Origin of the sequence: Olsenella sp. An293, assembly GCF_002159495.1 — a bacterium.
In the GTDB taxonomy this organism is placed as follows: domain Bacteria; phylum Actinomycetota; class Coriobacteriia; order Coriobacteriales; family Atopobiaceae; genus Thermophilibacter.
On sequence record NZ_NFIT01000001.1, the window covers coordinates 18511 to 35038 of the forward strand.

Sequence of the window (16528 nt, forward strand, 5' to 3'; positions counted from 1 at the left end):
TTGTGCCACACGCCCGGGCGTGGCCGGCCGCGGCACAAAGGAGGCGGGGCCGGTCTCCCGCGCCCCGCCCGGATCCTGCCCCGAAGCCAGCGTCTAGCCTAGGCGTCGACCTCGGCCTTCCAGAGGCCGTGCAGGTTACAGTAGGCGTAGACGGTGCCGCCCGCCGAGCAGCAGGCCCCAAACTTGGCGGAGGGCTCGTCGCCGGGGGCGAGGTGCTTCAGGCAGAGCTTGCCGTCGGTGGCCAGGGCGACCCACTCGATGTAGTGCTCCTCGAGCATGGGGTGGGCGACCTCGCCCACGCTCACGACGATGTGGTTGCCGTCTCTGCTCACGACCGGCACGTGCTTCTCGGTGGCGGCGTCCGTGGAGCCTGCGACGAGCAGCTCCATGGGCTCGCCGCAGCAGCTCGGCGTGACGCCGCCGTCCCTCACGACGGTGACGATGTTGCCGCAGTGGTTGCAGCGATAGAACTTGACCTCGGCCATGGCGGTTCCTCTCTCGTGCGCGGGCGCCCTCTGCGCACCGCGATGCCCTATTGATACCCATAGGCTCGCATTTTTACACCGAGAAGGGCGAACGGGGGCGCGGGCGGCGAGCTCCGCGGGGCGCCTACGCCACGAGGACCTTGCCCTGACGTCCCACCAGGTCGATCATCTCGGCGAGAAGGACCATGTTGCGCGCGTCGACGCGCGTGGGAAGCTCCATGCGCATGACGTCGCCGGAGGTCGACTCCACGCGCAGCTCCACGTGATCGAGGCCCGGATAGCGCCCGAGGATCTGCCCGAGGCTGTCCATGTAGGGCCGCGTGAGCAGCGCCGCGGGGATGTTGACCTCCATGACCTTGGGCCGGTTGGACTTCTCGTCGAGCACGAGCGGCTCGACCGCCATGCAGATGACCTGGTTGCCGCGGTCGCCGCGCTCGAGCTTGCCCTCCACCTTCACGAAGACGTCCCCCGAGCTCTCGCCCGTCTCCTCGTCGACCTCGCCGGCGAGCGCCGAGGCGCACTTCTTGTAGAGCTTGGGGAAGACCACGAGCGTGACCTCGCCCTCCATGTCCTCGAGGGTGACGATGGCCATGGAGTCGCCGTTCTTGGTGGTCTTCTTCTGCACTGCCGTGACCATGCCGGCCAGGCGGATGACCTTGCCCTCGGGCACCTTGAAGCGCTCGTGGACGCCGCCGGAGGCGTCCGTGACCTCCTCGGCGACCTCGATGTCGGCGATGGTGTAGTCGCGGTTCTTGGCGAGCGCGTACTCGTACGGGCGCAGCGGGTGGTCCGAGACGTACAGTCCCAGGACCTCGTGCTCCTTTGCGAGCTTGACCGAGCGGTCCCACTCCACGCCGTCGGGCTCGGGGACGGTGTTCTCAAAGCCCGAGCCCGCCACGTCGCCAAAGAGGTCGAACATCGAGAACTGCCCGGCGGCGCGCTCCTTCTGGCGCTTGGTCGCGGCGTCGATGATGTTCTCGGGGTTGGCCTTGTCGACGAAGCGCATGAGCTGCATGCGCGTGTAGCCCGTCGAGTCGAAGGCGCCCGAGCAGATCAGCGCCTCGACCACGCGGCGGTTGGCCTGGCCCGTGTCCATGCGGTCCACGAAGTCGTGGAGGTTGGCGAACGGGCCGTTCTTATCGCGCTCCGCCATGATGGCCTCGCCCACGCCCTCGCCCACGCCGCGGATGCCGGCAAAGCCAAAGCGCACGCCGTCGGCGGTGGCGGTGAAGTCGCGGCCCGACTCGTTGATGTCGGGCGGCAGGATGGCCACGCCCTCGTGGCGGTAGGCGGTGACGTAGTGCACGATCTTGTCGGTCTTGCCCATGTAGGACGTGAGGACCGAGGCCATGTACTCCTTGGGGTAGTGGGCCTTGAGCCAGGCCGTCTGCATGACGAGAATGGCATAGCCCGCGGAGTGGCTCTTGTTGAACGCGTAGGAGGCGAACTCCAGGACGTCGTCCCAGATGCGCTGGGCGATCTCCTTCTTGTAACCGTTGGTGACCGCGCCGTTCATCCAGTGGTCGTAGGTCGTCTCGTCCTTGCCGTCGTCCCAGTGGAAGACCGTCGAGGTGAGGAGCTTGATCTTCTTCTTGGCCACCGGCTTTCTGATGCGCGAGTCGGACTCACCGGCCGAGAACCCCGACATCTTCATCGAGATCTTCATGACCTGCTCCTGGTAGACCATCGTGCCGTAGGTCTCGCCCAGGATGTCATCGAGGCGCGGGTCGTAGGAGACGGCCTCCTCGCGGCCGTTCATGCGGTTGATGTAGCTCGTGACCATGCCGGCGCCCAGAGGGCCCGGGCGGTAGAGGGCGATGAGGGCGACGACCTGCTTGTACTCGGTCGGCCGCATGTTCTTGATCGTGGAGGTCATGCCCGCGGACTCGATCTGGAAGACGCCGGCGGTGCGGCCCTCGCGCATGAGCTTGTAGATCTCCGGGTCGTCGAAGGGGATCTCGTCGACGTTGATGTCCACGCCGTGGTTGGCCTTGATGTTGGCGAGTGCCTTGGAGATGACCGTGAGGGTACGCAGGCCCAGGAAGTCCATCTTGAGCAGGCCCATGTCCGCCACGGAGTGGCCCTCGTACTGGGTGATCTCGACGCCGCCCTTGGTATCGATCTTGGTGGGCACGTGGTCGTTCACCGGCGTCGGGGTGATCAGGACGGCGCAGGCGTGCACGCCCTCGCCGCGGTGCAGGCCCTCGATGGAGAGCGCGGCGTCGATGATGCTGCGGGAGTCGGCCTCCTTGTTGTAGGCCTCCTCGAAGTCCGGGGAGTACTGGTCGGGTGCCTTCTCGGACTTGTGCAGCGCGTGGTCGAGCGTGAGCTTGGGGTCGTTGGCGAGCATCTTGGAGAGCTTCTGGCCCTGCCAGACGGGAAATCCGAGCACGCGGGCGGCGTCGTTGATGGCCTGCTTGGCCTTGATCGTGGAGTAGGTGATGACGTGGCAGACGCGCTCGGGGCCGTAGAGCTGACGGACGTGCTCCACGACCTCGAGGCGACGCTCGTCGTCGAAGTCCATGTCGATATCGGGCATCTCGGAGCGCTGCGGGGAGAGGAAGCGCTCGAACATGAGGCCGTTGTCGAGCGGGTCGAAGGTCGTGATGTCCATCGCGTAGGCGACGATGGCGCCGGCGGCCGAGCCGCGGCCCGGGCCCACGCCGATGCCGTTGCGCTTGGCCCAGCGCACGTACTCCTGGACGATCAGGAAGTAGTCGGCGAAGCCCTTCTCGCAGATGACCTTGTACTCGTACTCGAATCGCTCGCGCACGTTCTCGCCGCCGATGGTGAGCTCGCGCCAGTTCTCGCCGTAGCGGCGCGCGAGGCCGACCTCGCACTCCTTGCGGAAGCGCTCCTCCGAGGTCTCCCCGGGGTCGAGGTCCGGGAACTTGGGCAGGTACATGTGCGACCAGTCGAGCTCGTAGGAGCACTTGTCGGCGACCTCGAGCGTGTTGTCGATGACCTCGGGGCACCAGGAGAAGAGCTCGCGCATCTCCTCCTCGCTCTTGATGTAGAACTCGGTGCCGGTCATGCGCTTGCGGTTGGCATCGTCGAGCTTGGAGGCCGTGCCGATGCAGCTGAGCACGTCCTGGGTGGGGGCGTCGTCGCGCGTGAGGTAGTGGTTGTCGTTGGTGGCGATGACCTTGATGCCGAGCTCCGCGCCCATCTTCACGATCTGCTCGGAGAGGGTGCGGTCCGTGAAGCCGCCCCAGTTGGGGTCGGCCAGGCCGTGGTCCTGGACCTCGAGGTAGAAGTCGTCGCCAAAGATCTCCTTGTAGGCGAGCGCCCAGCGACGGGCCTCGTCCGCGCGGCCCTCGAAGAACATGCGCGGGATGATGCCCGAGACGCAGGCCGAGGTGCAGATGATGCCCTCGTGGTAGCGCCGCAGCATGTCGAGGGTGGTGCGCGGGTAGTAGTAGAACATCTCGCCCGAGGCCGCCTCGCTCATCATCTTCATGAGGTTGACGTAGCCGGTCTCGTTCTTGGCGAGCAGGATCAGGTGGTAGCGATGCTGGCGGGTGCCCTTCTCGATGCAGTCGTCCGTGATGAAGTAGGCCTCGCAGCCAAAGATCGGCTTGATCAGCAGGCTCGGGCGGTTGGCGCGCACGGCGTCCAGGTCGTGGGTCTGCTCCCAGACGCGCACGTCGGAGGCCCACTGGGCATGGACGCGGTCGTGCGGGGCGGCGTCAGGGGCGTCCGGCTCGGGTTCCTCGAGCTCCCAGCCCTTCTGGAAGCACTCGACGTCGTGGCGCCACTGGCCCATGTCCTTCTGGGCGTCGTTGTAGCGGCGGCACTCCATGTCAAAGTCCGGGATGCCAAACATGTAGCCGTGGTCGGTCAGGGCCAGCGCCGGCATCCCGAGGTCGACGGCGCGCTTGACCATGTCCGAGACGCGGGTAGCGGCGTCGAGGATCGAGAAGTCCGAGTGGTTGTGAAGGTGGACGAAAGCCATGTGGTGGTTCCCCGTCAGCTTGGTGTCAGTGGCGTGTCTCCTAGGATAGCGCCTCGACCGCGCGGCGGGACGCGACGAGGTGGGGCGCTGAGCTGCGCTCAATTGCGTTCTCGCAGGTCGTGACCACAGGGAATCTTCATGACGAGAAGGACGCGGGGCGCGGGGCAGGGCTTACGAATCGGCGCGCGGGGCGCGCAGACCGGCTTCGCAGGCGCCGCCGGCCCGTCCGCGGCGAAGGGCGGGCGGGCCGGCGGGGCGAGAGGCACGAGACGCCGTCAGCCCCCGAAGGCGTAGCGCGCGACGAGCGGCTCGCCTGGGTCTGCGGGGTCATCGCGCTCCACGCAGACGAAGGCGCACGAGACGCTCGAGAAGCCCTGGTCGAGAAGGACGCCCGCATAGAACTCCGCCTGCATGGCATGGCGCTCGCGGACCTCCTCGGGCGAGAGCCCGGCGTCGCCGGTCTTGTAGTCGACCACGAGCGCGCGGCGCGCGGCGGAATCTGCGCAGAGCAGGTCGATCGCCCCCTCGAGGTACTCGCCGTGCGGTGAGTCCACCCGCAGGAAGAACGGGACCTCGGGGCGCACGCTCGGCCAGGCGAGCGCCTCGGCGCGCAGCGTCGAGCCCTCCCAGCGCGCGAGCGCCGCGCGAAGGCGGGCCGCCGCGCGCTCTGAGAGGTTCCATCGGCGCACCTGGGAGGCCACGCGCGCCTCGTCGACCGGGCCTCCCAGCTCGACCATCGCCTGCGCGAGCTCGTGGAAGGCGGAGCCGAGGTTGGTCGCCTTGTCGGCGTCCTCCGTCACGGGCGCGCCGGCGGAGCGGGCCTCGCGCTCCGCGTGCGACGGCACGGGCGCGGGCCTGCCCTCGGGGGCGAGCGCCGCGTGCACGCTCGAGTAGCTGAAGACGCCCTCGCGGGCGCGCCAGGTCCCCGGGGCCTCGTCGGCGCCGGGCGCCTCCGCCTCGTAGAGCACAAACGGAGCGACCTCGCCGTCCTTCTCGGCCGCCGCCCCGTCATCGTCTCCGAGCCCCCAGGCCACGACGTCGAGGGGGTCCTCCGGCAGCGGCCCGTCGAAGCCGGGCAGCGCGCCGCCGGAGCGGGCGAGCTCGCGGCGGCTCTCGCCCTCGCCCTCCGACTCCACGACGACGCAGCGCAGACGCGCCGGGGCGGACCCGCCGTAGTCGATCGCGCGCTCCCCCGGGACGGGGTCCCACTCCCCCGCCGAGAGCGCCTCGAGCGTCGCGGCGGCGAGCTCCGAGCACACGCCCTGCTTGCCGGAGGCCCCCGCCACGCCCACGACGAGCGCCTCGCGGGCGCGCGTGAGCGCCACGTAGAGCAGGCGCGCCTTCTCCTGGGACTCCTGGCGGAGGTCGGACTCCCTGAGCGCGAGGTAGCGCGCGGCGAGCGGGCGCGCCTCGGAGCGGTCCGCCCCCTCCTCGAGCGCCTCGGGGTCGATCGCGGCGAGGACGGAGGGAACCACGTCGGCGGGGCGCAGCACGAAGGAGCGCCCGCCGGCCGCGGACGGCCCGCACGCGAGCCTCGAGTCGGCGCGCGGGTTGCCCCAGCACTCGGCCACGGCGCAGACGCCAAACTCCAGGCCCTTGGAGGCGTGCACGGTCATGACGCGCACCGTCCCGCCACCCTCCTCCTCGCCGCCGGCGAGCGAGGCGGGCGGGACCTTCGCCGCGGCGAGCCAGAGGTCGAACTCCGTCGCCGCGCGCGCGGCCCCGAGCCCGAGCTCGGAGGTGAGGTCGCGCACGTAGCGGATCGCCGCGAGCACGTTCGCGGCGCGCGCGAGCCCCTCGGGGCCGCCCGCCTCGAGGCGCGCGAGCCACCCGGAGTCGCGCGCGACGTCGGCGCAGACGTCGGCCACGGGACGCCAGCGCACCTGCTCGAGGGCACGGGCGAGCACCTCGTGCGCCCGGCGCAGCCGGGCCGACGGCTCACGGTCGTGGAAGAAGGTCATGTCGAGGATGCCGCGGTCGATCGAGCGCTTGGTCGGGGCGTCGAGCTTGTCCTGGGCTCGCGTCCCCAGCTCACAGAAGTCGTTGGCGTCGAGGCCAAACATCTCGCTGGCGAGCAGCGGGAAGAGCCCCGACTGCGTGTCCTTGGGGTTGGCCAGCGCGTGCAGCAGCGCGCAGACGACCTTGACCTCGTCGGTGCCCGTGAAGGTGGAGCCGCCCGTGACCACGCACTCCATCCCGCGGGCGCGGATCGCGTCGATGTAGGCGTCTGCGTGCGTGGTCACGCCGAGCAGAAGCGCCATGTCCCCGGGCCGCTCCCCGGCGTCGCGGTAGCGCGCGAGGGCGTCGGCGACCTGCGCCGCCATGACCGACGTCTGATGGCGGCTCGGCCGGCCCGACCGCCCGGTCCCGGCGCACACCTCGATGTCGACGCGCGGCAGCTCACGGGCGCGATAGCGGTCCTCGCGCGTGGCGCAGGCGTCGAGGTGCATGAAGTCGGGCATGGCGCCGCGCGCCGCGCCCGCCCCGGCGCAGACCCGCTCGACGAGGGCGAGGACGTCCGCGTGGCTGCGGTAGTTGACGTCGAGGCGCACCGTGCCCCGCTCGCCCACGCTCGCGCCGCGCCCGCGGAACACGCCGACGTCCGCCCCGCGGAAGCGGTAGATGGACTGCTGGGCGTCGCCCACGGTGCACAGATGGCGCGCGCCCTCCCCCGAGAGCAGGCCGATGAGCTCGAGCTGCGTCTCGTCGGTGTCCTGGAACTCGTCGACCATCACCAGTCGGAAGCGGCCCGCGTAATCGCGCCGGACCTCCTCGTGGTCCCGGACGGCCGCGAGCGCGAGGCGCACGAGGTCGTCGTTGTCAAGGCAGCTCTGCGACCGCTTGAGCTCGTCGTAGCGCGCCGCGACGCGCCGCGCGAGCTCGAGCAGGAGGCCCGAGACGGGCGCCGCGCGCAGAAACGCCGCCTCCGCGCGCGCGAGGGCGAGGGCAGATTTTGCAGCCGCGACCTGCTCCTTTATGGCGCCGCGCGCCTGAGGGAGCGAGACGCCTTCGAGCGCGGACAAGACCTCCTCCGGGGCGAGCGACCCCGGCCGGGCACCCGCGAGCCCCCGGAGCGTCTCGAGGGCGGGCGCGACCCTCTCGGCCGCCGCGGCGGTGAGCCCGCACGCGCCGAGCTCCTCCACGCGCATCGCGAGGTCGCGGACCGCGGCGTCCAGGGCGCGCGCGTCGCGGGGCGCCGGCGCGAGGGCGTCCAGGCCGCCCGGCAGCGCGGCCCCCTCGCGGACGAGGCGCTCGACGACGCCCATCGCCCCGGTGTAGCCCTGTGCGGAGAGCGTCCCCATGTCAAACTCGGAGAAGACCGGCGAGAAGGACTCGTCTGCTCGGGCGGCGCGCATGACCTCGTCCATGGCCGCGTCGAGAAGTGCCTGCTGGCGGGAGTCTGCGATGACCGAGAAGGACGGGTCGAGCCCGAGGTCGAGGGCGTGTCGCGCGAGGATGCGCCGGCACATGCCGTGGATCGTGGAGATCCAGGCGTCGTCGACGGAGAGCGCCTCGTCCGCCATGCCCGAGCGGCGCAGCGTGGAGCGGACGCGCTCCTTGATCTCGCGCGCGGCGGCCTCGGTGAAGGTGATCACGAGCGCCTGGCCGAGGTCGTCGAGGAAGGGGGCGCCGTCCGGGCCGGAGCCCGGACAGAGCGCCCACGCGATGCGCTGGGTGAGCGTGAAGGTCTTGCCCGACCCCGCGCCCGCCTCCACGAACAGGGGCTCGTCAAGGGTCTCGGCGATCTGGCGCTGGCGCTCGTTGAGGCCGGAGAGGTCGACGGGGCTGCTCACTTCCTGAGCCTCCTCTCGCAGTTGAGGACCGGGCAGAACAGGCAGGCCTCGGGGTCGACCGGGGCGGCCTCGATGTCTCCCGCGAGCATGCGCTCGATGCGGGCCGCGACCAGCTCCTCGCAGGCGTCGAGCAGCGCCTCCATGCCGCTCTCGTCGGCACGGCCAAAGCTCGCGTCGCGCGGGACGCATATGCGGGCGAGGCGCTTCTCGGAGACCGGGCGCGCGCCGAAGACGTTGTCCACGAGGTTCTCGTCCACCGCGCCGGCCAGCGCATGGCCCCCCTTGGTGCACAGATACACCGCGGCGCGGACCTTGAGCTGCGGGAAGGCGCGCCTGACGACCTGCCCGTAGACGAGCGACTGCACGCGGCGCGGCAGCGCGAGCGCCGAGGCGTCCGCCCCCTTGGCGGGGAAGACGTCGTACTCCGCGGCAAAGCCCGCGTCCGACTTGTGCTTGTAGTCGATGACCACCGCCTGGCCGTGCGCGTCCACGTCGATGCGGTCGATCGTGCCCGTGAGGCGCACTCCGGCGTACTCGACGCACGCCCCTCCCCGGCCAAACCCCCACTCGAAGAAGCGCGGCTCAAAGCCCGCGAGCATCTGCGCCTCGTAGTCGAGCAGGGTCGAGAGGTCGCGCCTCAGGACGCGCAGCTGCCCGTCCTGGCGCGCGCTGTGCGGGACGAGCGCCTGCGGCAGGGGGTGGTTCCTGCGGTCGACCTGATACTGGTGCGCGAGATGGGCGTCGAACTCCTCGAGCAGCACCTCACGAGCCTCCTCGAGCACCTCGGGGTCGGCGACCGAAGACCCCGGCAACCGGGCCGAGGGATCCTCCTGCGCCCGGGCCTCGAGGGCGGCGACCAGCTCGCGATAGTCGGGCTGCTGCATGGCGTCGGCCCGTGCCTCGCGCTCGGCGGCGAGGCGGGTCTCCCCGTGCGCGCGCTCGGCCGCCCGGGCGAGCAGCTCGCGGCGCGTGACCTCGAGGACGCGATGCGCGAAGGTGCCCATCTCGGCGCCGGTGAACCCGGCGTCGGCGTCGCACAGGCGAAGGCGGCGCAGGCTGAACCACTTGTACGGGCACTCGAGATAGGTCTCGATCTGGGAGGCGGAGAGGATGGGCCGCGACCCCTCGACGGGCACGCCCTCGGGCGGGGGCGAGACGCACGAGCGCTCGTGGGCCTGGATGCGGCCGGCCGGGGCGGGGGTCTCGACCGTCTCGACGCCCGGCGCGGCGCCCGTGCTCGCGACGTTCTCGCGGACGAGCGTCTCTGAGCGCGCGACGGCGGCGTCGGCCAGCCGCTCGACGAGGTCCTGGGGCTTGGCGTAGGCCTCGAGCCCATAGCAGGCCTGGACCTCGGTCATCATGACCGAGGGATAGCACAGCTTCCCGTCCTCCCCAAAGAGCGGACGCTCGAGCACGACGGCGTCGCGCGCGGCCCGCACCGTCGCCGCGAAGCGCGCGCGGGCGAGGTCCATGGCACTCGGGGCCCCCTCGACGCCGTAGGCGCAAAGTAGGGCCGTGCGGACGTCGTCGGGGGTGGAGACCGCCGAGGACGCGGAGGTCTGGGAGAGCAGCACGACGGCGTCGACCGAGCAGGGCGCGAGCCGGGAAGCCGCGCGCGGGGACGTGACGAACGCGGCGCAGGTCGCACCGGGTGCCGGACGCTCGAGACGGAGCGCCGCGCGCGAGCGGCGCAGCACCCCGGCAGCGAGCTCGACGAGCTCGGAGAGGCCCACGTGGCCGGGGACGGACGGGTCCGCCGTGAAGCCGAGCTCCTTCAGGCTCTTGGCTACGCCCAGGACCGTGGAGAGAACCGCCGTCGCCTCCGCGGCCAGCGGGGCGTCGCGCTTCTCGCCCTGGACGTAGGGCGCGAGGAGCTTGGAGGCCGCAGACCCCAGCCTCCCGCGCAAAAGCTCGCGCGTGGCGGCCGCCACCTCCGGCGAGACGTCGCGCTCAGACTGCAGCTGCGCGAGCACCGCGGCGGGGGTGAGCAGGCGGTTGCCGCGCCACGCGGCGTCCAGGTCGCGGGCGCGGCGGGCGTCGGTGTGCGAGATGTCGCAGAGCAGGAAGTCGGAGAGGTCGCGTGGCGGCCACCAGGACATGTCCGCGAGGCGCACGCGCGTCGTGCCCGCCTTGGGCGCGTCCGGGACCGGCTCCGCGGGCGGCCAGGACGCCGCGAGCTCGGCGAGGCGGGCCACGCCGCAGACGTACTCGAGAAAGGCGCGACCGCACTCGAGCGAGGCGAGGTCGGGCGTCATCTGGGCGCGCACGCTCACGCCCCGGGAGACGAGCCTGCCCGCGAGGGAGCGCCAGGCGCGCTCCGGGTCCGGAGCGACGACGACGACCTCCCTCGCGCCCCGGCCGGCGAGCGCGCGCACCTCGCGGGCGACGAGCTCCGCCTCGGCGGAGGGCCCGGCCGGCAGAAGGACGCGCACCGCCCCCGTGGGGTCAAGCGCCTCCGCCGCGCCAACGAAGAGCGACCTGAGGAGGGCGGAGAGCTCGGAGGCGCGCCCGAGGGCCGGGACGGGGGCGTCGTCGCAGGACTGCTCGACTAGGACCCCGCGCTCGACGCAGAGCGCGAGCAGCCGGAGCGCAAGCTCGCGCGTCTGGGCGTGAGCCGGGCCCGGCGCGTCAGGGAAGACGACGGTGAGCTCCTGGCGCGCGGCGAGGCCGCAGACGAGCTCGCGCTCGGCGCGGGACAGCTCGACGAAGCCGGCCAGCACGGTCGGGGGGACCGCGGCGCCGGACGCCTCGAGCGCGCCGGGAAGCGACGCCATGGCCGCGCACGGCTCGACGAGACCGCGCGCGTCGAGCTCGGCCGCATAGTCCCCGAGCAGCGCGACCACGGCCGCCTCGGCGGCGCTCACGCCCTCCGGGACGGGGGCGTCGAGAAGCCACGGCAGGCCCGCGCGCGCGAGGTCCGCGAGCAGGGCGGCCGCCCCCGGAGAGCTCGTCACGGGCGCGCCGGGGCGCCACGCCGCGCGAGCGAGCACGCGGCTGGCGAGGACGTCGCGCGAGACGTCGTCGACGAGACGGCGGCCGTCCCCCCAGACGTCCCAGCGCTCCTCGGCCCAGGCGGAAGGCGTCGTCACCGTGACGCCGAGCGAAAGCCCTCCCGCCGCCGCGAGCGCTCGCTGGGCGTCGAGCGCCTGGGGAAACGAGGGGACGAGCAGCACGGCGCGGCCGGCAGCGGCAAGCCCCGCTCGCAGAGCGCGCTCGACCCCGGCGCCCACGAGGCGCTCGTCAGTTGTTCTCACGAGGTTCAGCGACATGGGTTCCTCTCGCTTTTGCGCTTCTCGACACCTCTCACGCAACGATGGTAGCGCGGCGACCGGACAACAATTGACGGGCCCCGCTCAGTCGAGCCGGGAAAGCACCGCCCGATACCCGCCCGCCGGGCCGTTAAGGCACTTGGAGACGCGGCTCACTGTGGTGGACGAGGCGCCCGTCGCGCGAGAGACGTCCATGTAGGAGCGGCCCTGCGCGAGCAGGCTCGCCACCTCGAGGCGCTGCGCGAGGTCCGCGAGCTCGCGCGGGGTGCAGAGGTCGGAGAGCAGCGCGCGGGCCTGATCGGGCGTCTCCAGCGCGCACAGGGCCCGCGCCAGCCGTTCGAGGCCGTCGCTGTTCTCGCCTGCATGCGTCATGCGTCCCCCTCTCCCTTTCCTCAAGGAGACACTTTAGCCGATTAAAGCGTTCGACGCGAGGAGGTTCGGGTACGCTATCCCCAGGCAGACAAGGAGGTCTCCATGAGCTTCATCGCACGCTGGGTCGTCACCACCATCGCCTGCGCCGTAGCCATCTGGCTCGTCCCCGGGATCGTCCCGGTGGGCGGGACCTGGGTGGGCGCGGTGTTCTGCGCGCTCGTGCTCGCGCTGCTCAACACCACCGTCAAGCCCGTGCTTCAGGCGCTCGCCATCCCCTTCACCATCGCCACGCTCGGCATCTTCTACGTGATCGTGAACGCCTTCGTGCTCGAGCTCGCGAGCTGGCTGTCGCGCAACATCTTCCACGCGGGGATCGCCATCGACTCGCTCTTCTCGGCCGTCCTCGGGGCGATCGTGATATCCGTGGTGAGCATGCTGCTCTCCGGCGTCGTGGGCGACGAGTAGCGCGGCGGCGGCTCACGCCTCCCCCTGCGCGCGGGACGTCACGCGCCGTGCCACGTCCGCCGCGGCCTCCGATACGCCGCGCACCACGGCCTCCCGCGTCGCGGCCCCGGCCGCGCCCACCAGCTCGCGCACGAGCCCGAGCATCATGTCGCGCGTCCGGGGGTCGACCCCGCCTAGGGCGGCCATCACCTCGCGCGCCGCCGCCGGGCTCGAGAAGAGGTCCTCGAACGTCGTCGCGCCGCCCGCCGCCAGCGCGTCGAAGAGCTCGTCGGTGAGCTGACGGCGGTCCTCGGGCCCCAGCCGCTCGAGCCACGACGAGAAGGACCTTGCCACGACGAGGCACTCGGGGTCGGGCCCGTCCGCCTCGAGAAAGCCCGCAGGCCCCACCTGCCAGGTCAGCGGGTCGTGCTGGAGGCTGCGCTCCGCCGAGCTCCGCACGATCGTCGCCGGCGCGTCGTCCGAGAAGAACCTCCCCACCACGCTGTAGGCGGGGATGATGCGCACGTAGCGCTCCCCCATCACGTCGTGACAGCTCACGGGCATGACGGAGCGGTCCATGCCGGGCCCGTCGTTGCTGTAGACGCACGCGATCGAGGAGGCGAGCGAAACGGGCGCACTGGTCGCGGCATAGGCCGCAAGGTTGCCGCCCTTGGAGTGGCCTCCCACGCGCACGGGCCGCCCCGAGGCGCCCGCGCGCGCGAGCTGCGCCGCCAGGTACTCCGCCGCGGCCTCCTGGGCTAGCGTGACGGCAAAGCTCAGGACGAAGTTCTCGCGCCACCCGACGAGCGTGGTGTCGGTCCCGCGAAAGGCGACGTAGGTCTGCCCGTCGTCGAGGTCCGCGGTGACGGCGGAGAACTGCATGACGCGCTCGTCGTCGCGCACGTCGACGTAGTCGCGCAGCACGGCGTCGCCGAGCCGCGCCGAGCCGCCGAGGGCCACCACGAAGCGCTCGTCGACCGTCGCGAGCGAGCGCACGCGCGCGGCGAGGTCCCCGCCCGACCGGGCGAGCAGCTCGCCGCAGGCATCGGTGAGCCGGACGCCCCGCTCGCCGGGGCCGCCCACGATGCCCGTGAGGTCCAGGTAGGAAAGCGTCGCCAGCGCGAGGTTGTCGACGTCGTTGAACGGCCGCTCCGAAAGCGTGACGTCGCCCCTCAGCTCCAGATAGTCCCGAACGTCCGCCACCCCGTCACCACCCTTCTCTTCTCCCTGGTCGCCAAACAGCCCCGCAGCGACGCGCCCCGCTTCCTTGCTAAGCAAGCTTTCTGAGCGCGAAGCGCGAAATCGCTTCCCTTGGTTGCCAAGCAGCCCCGCAGCGACGCGCCCCGCTTCCTTGCTAAGCAAGCTTTCTGAGCGCGAAGCGCGAAGCAGCTTGCTTAGCAAGGAAGCGGGGCGCCATCCCGACGATAAGGACGCTACGCCATGACTTTGCGGAACAGCTCCACCACGGCGGCGTGGTCGGCCTCGCGCGGGTTGCCCGGGAAGCAGGCGTCGGCGATGGCGTCGTCGGCGAGCTGGTCGAGGTCGGCCTCGACGAGACCGTCGCAGGTGGGCTTGATGTTGACGTCGGCGGAGAGCTGGCGGACGGCGGCGATCGCGGCGTCTGCCGCCTCGTCGTCGGTCATGCCGGCGGTGTCGACGCCCATGGCAACGGCCACCTCTGCCAGACGCTTGGTCACGACGGGCTTGTTGTACTCCATGGCGACGGGCAGCAGCATCGCGCAGGCGACGCCGTGCGGGGTGTCGTAGTGCGCGGAGAGCGTGTGCGCCATGGCGTGATCGATGCCCAGGCCCACGTTGGAGAAGCCCATGCCGGCGATGTACTGGGCGAGCGCCATGCCCTCGCGGCCGGAGCCCGGGACGCCGCTCTTGGCCTCGGCGACGGCGTCGCGCAGGTGATGGGAGATGAGCTGGATGGCCTTGTAGTGGAACATGTCGGAGAGCTCCCAGGCACCCTGGGTGGTGTAGCCCTCGATCGCGTGGGTGAGCGCGTCCATGCCGGTGGCGGCGGTAAGGCCGGCGGGCATCGAGGCCATCATGTCGGGGTCGACGACGGCGACGTCGGGGATGTCGTTGACGTCGACGCACACGAACTTGCGGACCTTCTCGGGGTCGGTGATCACGTAGTTGATCGTGACCTCGGCCGCGGTGCCAGCGGTGGTGGGCACGGCGATGGTGAAGACGGCGTGGTTCTTGGTCGGCGCCACGCCCTCGAGGGAGACGACGTCGGCGAACTCGGGGTTGGCGACGATGATGCCGATGCCCTTGGCGGTGTCCATCGAGGAGCCGCCACCGATGGTGACGATGCAGTCGGCGCCGGAGGCCTTGTACGCCTCGACGCCGTCCTGGACGTTCTTGATCGTGGGGTTGGGCTTGATCTCGGAGTAGAGCTCCCAGGCGATGCCGGCCTCGTCGAGCAGGTCGGTCACCTTGGACACGACGCCAAACTTCACGAGGTCGGGGTCGGAGCAGACGAAGGCCTTCTGGTAGCCGCGGCGGGTGAGCTCGCCGGGAATCTCCTTGATGGCCCCGGAGCCGTGGTAGGAGATGTTGTTGAGGACGAAGCGGTTGACAGCCATCTGATTCCCCCTTGGGTTGATGCGTGCAGGAATGCCGGCGTTCCGCGGGGTAGTATGCTCCTCCCCGCCCCCGCACAGGCGCACCGCTCCGCCGACGGCACGTACTTCTCGGCGGGAAGCGGGCGCGCATGGACGACGGGGCGCCACTCAAGCCGGCTGTTGGCATTTTCTGCCCCTTGTGCATGCCGCGCCGCCGGGCCCGCCGCGGGCGGACGATCGCCATCTGGCAAAACCCGTGGAGCAGGCGCCCCCGCACGCCGCGCCCCTTTCGCGCGCCGCTCACATCGCGCCATTTTTGCCACCGCCCGGCCGCTCCGCCACCCCGAAGGTCGCGGCTAAGGTAAGCTCAAGGCAAAAGACCACGCATCACGGGAGCGGCCAGCATGGACGAGAAGACCAGAGAGATCGCGACGGCCTACGCCGATGCGTGCTTCGAGGAGGAGCTCGAGCTGCTGCGCGAGCTCGCCCAGATCCCGGCCCCCTCCGGCCACGAGGAGAGGCGCGCGGAGTTCATCCGCGACTGGTGGCTCGCCCAGGGCGCGCCCGTGGGCGCGGTGCGCATCGACGAGGCGAAAAACGTCATCCTGTCGCTGCCCGCCGGCCCGCACGCCGAGCCTGACGGCGGCATCGCGGTCTTTGCCGCCCACACCGACGTGGTCTTCCCCGACACCGAGCCGCTGCCGCTCGCCGAGTCAAGGACGCGCCTGCTCGCCCCGGGCGTGGGAGACGACACGGCCAACCTCGTGGGCCTCATGCTCGCCGGGCGCTACCTGCTGCGCAACCAGGTGCCGCTCGACCGACCCCTGCTCATCGTTGCCAACTCCTGCGAGGAGGGCCTCGGCAACCTCGCGGGCACGCGCGAGCTCTTCCGCCACTACGCCGGACGCGTGGCCGAGTTCACGAGCTTTGACCTCTACCTCGGCATGCACGTGGTGTCTGCCGTGGGCAGCCACCGCTGGCGCGTGAAGTGCCACACCGAGGGCGGCCACTCCTGGGAGAACTTCGGACGCGACAACGCGATCGAGGCGCTCTGCTCGTTCATCGAGGACCTCTATGCGCTCGAGCTGCCTCGCGAGGCCAAGACGACCATCAACGTGGGCCGCTTCGTGGGCGGCACCACGGTGAACTCGATCGCCGAGGACGCGAGCGTGCTCGTGGAGTACCGCTCGGCCTCCGAGGAGTGCCTCGAGCAGATGTACGGCAAGTTCGTGGTGCTCGTGGAGGAGCACCTCAAGGAGAACACGCGCATCGACGCCAAGCTGATCGGCCGCCGCCCCGCCTCCGGCGAGCACACGCCCGAGGGCCAGTGGGAGCTCATCGCCCGCACCGACGAGGTGCTGCGCGAGCTCGGCGGCGTGGAGCCCACGCACCAGGAGTCCTCGACCGACGCTAACATCCCGCTCTCACTCGGCATCCCCGCCCATACCGTGGGCGCCGTCGAGGGAGACCTGCTCCACACGCGCGAGGAGTGGATCGAGAAGGACAGCCTTCGTCGAGGGCTCGCCGTCACGCTCGCCCTGCTGCTCGCGCACGCGCGGACGTGAGCGCGGCGTCCGACGCACGGCTCTCGTCACCTACAAAGCAGGGTTTTTCCTGCCTGGCACTTCGACAA

General features: G+C 71.1%; 9 protein-coding genes. 2 read left to right on the top strand and 7 right to left on the bottom strand.

Features of this window, described 5'->3' with window-relative positions:
* Positions 1-98 precede the first annotated feature (98 nt).
* The 5 genes from B5F85_RS00120 to B5F85_RS00140 form a co-directional block, all read right to left on the bottom strand.
* On the bottom strand, positions 99-485 hold the full coding sequence (locus B5F85_RS00120; RefSeq protein ID WP_087313206.1) for a desulfoferrodoxin: 387 nt from the start codon (positions 483-485) through the stop codon (positions 99-101).
* A gap of 124 nt (positions 486-609) precedes the next feature.
* Complete coding sequence (dnaE, locus tag B5F85_RS00125) at positions 610-4440, bottom strand: DNA polymerase III subunit alpha (RefSeq protein ID WP_087313208.1); 3831 nt, start codon at positions 4438-4440, stop codon at positions 610-612.
* Between the two features lie 275 nt (positions 4441-4715).
* Entirely contained in the window at positions 4716-8234 is a 3519-nt protein-coding gene (locus B5F85_RS00130; protein WP_158094531.1) for a UvrD-helicase domain-containing protein, read from the bottom strand.
* Complete coding sequence (locus B5F85_RS00135) at positions 8231-11503, bottom strand: PD-(D/E)XK nuclease family protein (protein WP_087313212.1); 3273 nt, start codon at positions 11501-11503, stop codon at positions 8231-8233. Before B5F85_RS00135 ends, B5F85_RS00130 begins: the two co-directional genes overlap by 4 nt.
* 84 nt (positions 11504-11587) lie before the next feature.
* Positions 11588-11875, bottom strand: a complete 288-nt coding sequence (locus tag B5F85_RS00140) for a YerC/YecD family TrpR-related protein (RefSeq protein ID WP_087313215.1) — start codon at positions 11873-11875, stop codon at positions 11588-11590.
* A gap of 102 nt (positions 11876-11977) precedes the next feature.
* Between B5F85_RS00140 and B5F85_RS00145 the strand changes: the two genes are divergently transcribed.
* Positions 11978-12340, top strand: coding sequence for a phage holin family protein (locus tag B5F85_RS00145; protein WP_087313216.1), 363 nt, complete (start codon positions 11978-11980; stop codon positions 12338-12340).
* Positions 12341-12352: 12 nt separating this feature from the next.
* On the opposite strand, the gene B5F85_RS00150 is transcribed toward B5F85_RS00145, so the two are convergent.
* Both B5F85_RS00150 and fucO read right to left on the bottom strand, forming a co-directional pair.
* On the bottom strand, positions 12353-13522 hold the full coding sequence (locus B5F85_RS00150) for an Mbeg1-like protein (protein ID WP_158094532.1): 1170 nt from the start codon (positions 13520-13522) through the stop codon (positions 12353-12355).
* A 230-nt stretch (positions 13523-13752) separates the two neighbouring features.
* Entirely contained in the window at positions 13753-14916 is a 1164-nt protein-coding gene (gene fucO, locus B5F85_RS00155) for a lactaldehyde reductase (protein ID WP_087313218.1), read from the bottom strand.
* Between the two features lie 383 nt (positions 14917-15299).
* On the opposite strand from fucO, the gene B5F85_RS00160 reads away from it, so the two are divergent.
* Complete coding sequence (locus B5F85_RS00160) at positions 15300-16460, top strand: M20/M25/M40 family metallo-hydrolase (RefSeq protein WP_087313220.1); 1161 nt, start codon at positions 15300-15302, stop codon at positions 16458-16460.
* Positions 16461-16528 lie beyond the last annotated feature (68 nt).

Excerpts from the sequence above, each read along its gene's own strand:
- B5F85_RS00120 (WP_087313206.1), bottom strand. The coding sequence starts at position 485 with ATGGCCGAGGTCAAGTTCTATCGCTGCAACCACTGCGGCAACATCGTC.
- dnaE (WP_087313208.1), bottom strand. The coding sequence starts at position 4,440 with ATGGCTTTCGTCCACCTTCACAACCACTCGGACTTCTCGATCCTCGAC.
- B5F85_RS00135 (WP_087313212.1), bottom strand. The coding sequence starts at position 11,503 with ATGTCGCTGAACCTCGTGAGAACAACTGACGAGCGCCTCGTGGGCGCC.
- B5F85_RS00140 (WP_087313215.1), bottom strand. The coding sequence starts at position 11,875 with ATGACGCATGCAGGCGAGAACAGCGACGGCCTCGAACGGCTGGCGCGG.
- B5F85_RS00145 (WP_087313216.1), top strand. The coding sequence starts at position 11,978 with ATGAGCTTCATCGCACGCTGGGTCGTCACCACCATCGCCTGCGCCGTA.
- fucO (WP_087313218.1), bottom strand. The coding sequence starts at position 14,916 with ATGGCTGTCAACCGCTTCGTCCTCAACAACATCTCCTACCACGGCTCC.
- B5F85_RS00160 (WP_087313220.1), top strand. The coding sequence starts at position 15,300 with ATGGACGAGAAGACCAGAGAGATCGCGACGGCCTACGCCGATGCGTGC.